This window comes from Longimicrobium sp. (genome assembly GCF_036554565.1).
Taxonomy (GTDB): Bacteria; Gemmatimonadota; Gemmatimonadetes; order Longimicrobiales; family Longimicrobiaceae; genus Longimicrobium.
In genome coordinates, this window is record NZ_DATBNB010000170.1 from 1 (window position 1) to 3807 (window position 3807).

Consider the following 3807-nt stretch of genomic DNA (forward strand, 5'->3'; position numbering starts at 1 on the left):
CGACGGTTGCAAGGATGCGCTCCACCACCGGCTCGGCCTCTCCGGGCGAGAGCGGCACCTCTTCCACCGCGCGCACGCGGGCCGTGTAGAAGCCGTCCTCGAACCGCACGTCGTCCAGGTGAATGCGGCGGAGGCCCTGCAGGGTGGTCTGGATGGTGCCGCCGGGCAGGTTCAGCCGATCGAGCACGCGGACGGCGGTCGCCACCTTCTCCAGCGAACGGGGCGGGATGTCGTTCCCGTCGTCGAGGGTGCTGGCGATGGCGACGATCAGTTCCGGCTCGGGGTGGGCGTTCAGCGCCTCGACGTTGGGCGCGAAGCCGATCTGCAGTGCCGTGGCGCCCGACGGGTACACCACCGTGCTCCGGATGGGGAGCACGGGAATGCGCTCGCCGGCGAGTTCCGAGGCCTTCCTGACATCCGATGCTGGCATCTAAGCGCTTGTTGGCTAACGGGTTGCGCGTTGCTGGCCGAAAAGGTGGCAGTCGAGCGCGTGCAAGAAGCGGGCAATCCGCCGGGCGTTGGTGCCCAGGTCGCCGCGTCCCTTGCGGGAGGCCGACTCCAGGTCTACGCGGGTGTTTCCGTCAGCGTCCAGCGACACGCGGATACGGACGTCGTCCGTGAACCGCCACAACAGGGTGCGCGATTCAGCGACGATCTCCCCCGCCCGCGGGTCACTCTCGGTGACGGTCCACCGGGCCTGCGCGGTGGCGGTCTCCAGCGCGGCCGTCCAGACGGCGGCGAAGGGAACCGCGTAGGCGCGGCCTCGCAGACGCACGTCGGGATGGTCGGGCCGCGTTGCTGCGCGGTTGTGGGTCAGGGCGGTCCACAGGCTCACGATGGGGTGCGGCCGGGCGCCGCGGGGAAGTACGGGTATGCGTGGTTGAACGGATTCATCGGGCACGTTTTCGGCCACTCACGCGCCGGGCCTGCGTGCGCCGGCGAATGTAACGCGCGCGGGCGGCGCCGGGCAGGTGCCGCGGTATGGATCGTGCCCGAACGGCGGACCGTTCGGGCGAGAGCCAGGTCGGGGTGTGGGCAGGCAGGCCCGGTGCCCGGGCCGGCGCCCCCCATCCCCAGCCCTTCCCCCGCAAACTGCCGCGGGGGAAGGGAGCCAGTCGAGCGCGCGCTGCCTGCGGACGTGCAATCGACTTCTCCTCTCCCGCATGCGGTTTATGGGGGAGAGGCCGGGAGAGGGGGGCGGCCGAGGCATGCGCCAGTGTCAGCCCGAGGCGCACCCGAATTCTCCCCCTCCCCTGCGCAGCGGGGGATGGGGGCCGGGGGGAGGGGGCTCCCGAGGCATGCACCGGAATCCAGCCTCACCCGGAGCGAAGTTCCCGAATCTTGAAGTCCCATCGTTTATCACCACGCGGAGGTTCCCGAGTGAAAGTCGTGATGCCTGTGGCGGGGAAGGGAACCCGCCTGCGCCCCCATACCCATCTCGTCCCCAAGCCCCTGCTGAAAGTGGGCGACAAGCCCGTGCTCAGCTACATCCTCGACGACCTGCGCGAACTTGGGGTGAACGAGGCGGTGCTCATCACCGGGCACCTGAAGGAAAGGGTGCAGGAGTTCATGTCCACCGAGTACCCGGACTTCGACGCCGTGTACACGGAGCAGGTGGAGCAGCGCGGCACCGCCGACGCCATTGCGCTGGCCGAGCCGTTCGTGCGCGAGGAGATGCTGATCATCTTCGTCGACACGCTGTTCGACGCCGACCTGGAGCTGGTAAAGCGACTGCCGGAAGACGTGGCGGGGGTGATCTGGGCGATGGAGGTGGAGGACTATCAGCGCTTCGGCGTGCTGGTGACGGACGAGAACGGCTTCATGCGCGAGATCATCGAGAAGCCCAGCACGCCGGTGAGCAAGCTGGCCAACATCGGCCTGTACTACATCCGCGACTGGAAGCTGCTGTTCGACGGCATCCGCCACGTGATGAATGCCGAGCCGGGTCCCAGCGGCGAGTACTACCTGACGGACGCCTTTCAGTACATGGTCGACAAGGGCGCCAAGCTCAAGGTGGAGCCCGTGCACGGCTGGTACGACGCGGGGAAGCCCGAGACGCTGCTGGAAACCAACCAGCACGTGCTGAGCACCACCCGCGGCCGCACCCCGTCCACCGTTCCCGACGGCGTGACGATCCACGAGCCGGTGCACGTGGCGGACGGGGTGACGCTGGAGGCGAGCGAGATCGGCCCCAACGTGACGCTGGCCGCCGGCGCAACGGTCCGCGGCAGCAAGCTCCGCCACACCATCGTCGGCGAAAAGTCCACGATCGAGAACGCGGACCTCCACGACTCCCTGATCGGCACGAACGTCAAGGTCAGCGGCGTGCGCGGGCAGGTGGACCTGGGGGATCACTCGGTGGTGACGATCGAGGGAAGTGCGGAAGTGCGTTAGTGCGTTAGTGCGGAAGTGCGAAAGTACGGGCCCCTCTCCACGGTGGAGAGGGGCCCTTCTTCATCAAACGGACTAACGCACTCTCGCACTCTCGCACTTTCGCACTTTCGCACTTTCGCACTTTCGCACTTTCGCACTTCCCTTCACGCCCCCGCCGCCACGAGAACGACGAGCAGCCCCCGCTCCACCCCCAGCGCGCCGCCGTCGTTGCTGTACCACTCGTCCAGCGTGTGGATGCCGCCCGAGTCGCCGCCCACGCCCATGGCGATGGAGGGAATGCCCAGCGCCATCGGCACGTTGGCGTCGGTGGACGAGCCCACCAGCTCCGGGGGTGAGCCCAGCGAGCCCGTGATGTCCATCGCGGCGCGGACCCGGGGAGGGCCGGCCGGCGTCTCGCCCGACGGCCGGTCGCCGATCACCGTCACCTTCAAGCGCAGCGGCTCCGTTCCCATCCGCCGCGACCCGTTCTCCTCGTCCACCGCGCGGACCAGTACGCCGCGCACGCTCTCCTCCATCCGCGCCAGCGCATCCGCCACCTCGCTGCGCATGTCCAGCTCCATCCACGCGGACTCGGGGATGGCGTTCACGCTGCTCCCCCCCGCCATGCGCGCCACCGTCAGCGCGGACCGCTGGGGCTCCGGCCGGGCCAGGGTGCCGATCTCCGCCGCCGCCGCGCCCAGCGCCACGATGGGGTTGGCCGCGCCCCGGTCGGACCACGAGTGGCCCCCCGGCCCGGTGACTTCCACCCGCAGCCGCCGCGAGCCGATGGCGCGGTGGACGATCCTGCGCATCCCCGAGCCGTCCAGCGCCACGAATGCCGCCGCCTGGCGCAGCGGCGAATTCTCGCGGAAGAGGTGCTTCACGCCGCGCAGGTCGCCGATGCCTTCTTCGCCCACGGTGGCCGCAAAGACCACGGGACGCTGCGCCGCGGGGCCGGATTCCGCCAGCACGCGGGCGATGGCCAGCATCCCCGCCAGCCCGCGGCAGTTGTCGGTGATCCCCGGCGCGTAGATCCGCTTTCCCTCGTGCCGGGGCGTGACCTCCGTGCCCGCGGGGAACACCGTGTCCAGGTGTGCCGCCACCACGACGGGGGCGCCGTCCGCGCCATCCGCCGCCCAGGTGCCCACCACGTTCCCCGCCTCGTCGGCGCGCACGTCGGCCAAGCCGATGGCGCGGAACCGCTCCAGCACCCACGCGCCCCGCTCCGCCTCGCCGAGGGGCGGGGCGGGGATGGACACCAGCCGCAGCTGCTCGCCAAGGGTATCGGCGTCGGCGTGGTGAACGCGCGCGCGCAGCGGAAAGAGCACAGAGTGGCGGGTAAGGTCGCGCAGAAAAAACCGTCCAGGTGTGGGGAGCGTGAGAGCGCGGATTCTGCCGTACACGCCGCCCGCTGTCAAACCGCGGGCCGTCCAC

At 70.0% G+C, this 3807-nt stretch carries 4 protein-coding genes; 1 reads left to right on the plus strand and 3 read right to left on the minus strand.

The window, feature by feature from the left end; translation table 11 throughout:
* Positions 1-430, minus strand: a 430-nt coding sequence (locus VIB55_RS04655) for an LON peptidase substrate-binding domain-containing protein (protein ID WP_331875503.1), incomplete at its 3' end; no start/stop codon positions are given.
* Positions 431-445: 15 nt separating this feature from the next.
* A complete protein-coding gene (locus VIB55_RS04660) occupies positions 446-835 on the minus strand; it encodes a DUF1499 domain-containing protein (RefSeq protein ID WP_331875504.1) in 390 nt (129 codons plus the stop codon).
* A gap of 545 nt (positions 836-1380) precedes the next feature.
* Between VIB55_RS04660 and VIB55_RS04665 the strand changes: the two genes are divergently transcribed.
* Positions 1381-2394 (plus strand): sugar phosphate nucleotidyltransferase, encoded by a 1014-nt coding sequence (locus VIB55_RS04665; RefSeq protein ID WP_331875505.1) that lies wholly within the window; start codon positions 1381-1383, stop codon positions 2392-2394.
* Between the two features lie 143 nt (positions 2395-2537).
* On the opposite strand, the gene VIB55_RS04670 is transcribed toward VIB55_RS04665, so the two are convergent.
* Positions 2538-3807, minus strand: a 1270-nt coding sequence (locus VIB55_RS04670) for a M20/M25/M40 family metallo-hydrolase (protein WP_331875506.1), incomplete at its 5' end; no start/stop codon positions are given.